Genomic DNA, 293 nt, shown 5'->3' with positions numbered 1-293 from the left:
TCGTGGCGGATGAGGATTACGAGCTCCCGTACTTCGTCAAACAGCATCGGATCACGACAGAGCAGGTGAGAGAGCTGTTCAGCGAGCATGGCAACGACCGCAAGACCTTGGAACGCGAAGCCCGGAAACTTCACGGTTGACAAAGCTTTCGGATCTCGGGCCGCCGATCACCGGGACGCGTCATGGCGGTGAGCCGCCATGCTCGCTGATCAGCTCTCTCACCTGCTCCGGCGTGATCCGATGCTGTTTGGCGAAGTAGCGGACCTCGTAATCTTCATCCGCCGACACGCGGT

Annotated in this window: 1 protein-coding gene; it reads right to left on the bottom strand. The window is 59.7% G+C overall.

Annotation, left to right across the window (positions count from 1 at the left end; translation table 11 throughout):
• Positions 1-180: 180 nt before the first annotated feature.
• The gene (locus EN808_RS35825; RefSeq protein ID WP_348630960.1) at positions 181-288 is read right to left on the bottom strand and encodes a DUF3606 domain-containing protein; all 108 of its coding nucleotides are present in this window, start codon (positions 286-288) and stop codon (positions 181-183) included.
• Positions 289-293 lie beyond the last annotated feature (5 nt).

The organism is Mesorhizobium sp. M8A.F.Ca.ET.165.01.1.1 (genome assembly GCF_004792065.1).
Classification (GTDB): Bacteria; Pseudomonadota; Alphaproteobacteria; order Rhizobiales; family Rhizobiaceae; genus Mesorhizobium.
The sequence above is the reverse complement of the archived record's forward strand: the minus strand, read 5'-3'. Positions and strand labels throughout refer to the sequence as shown.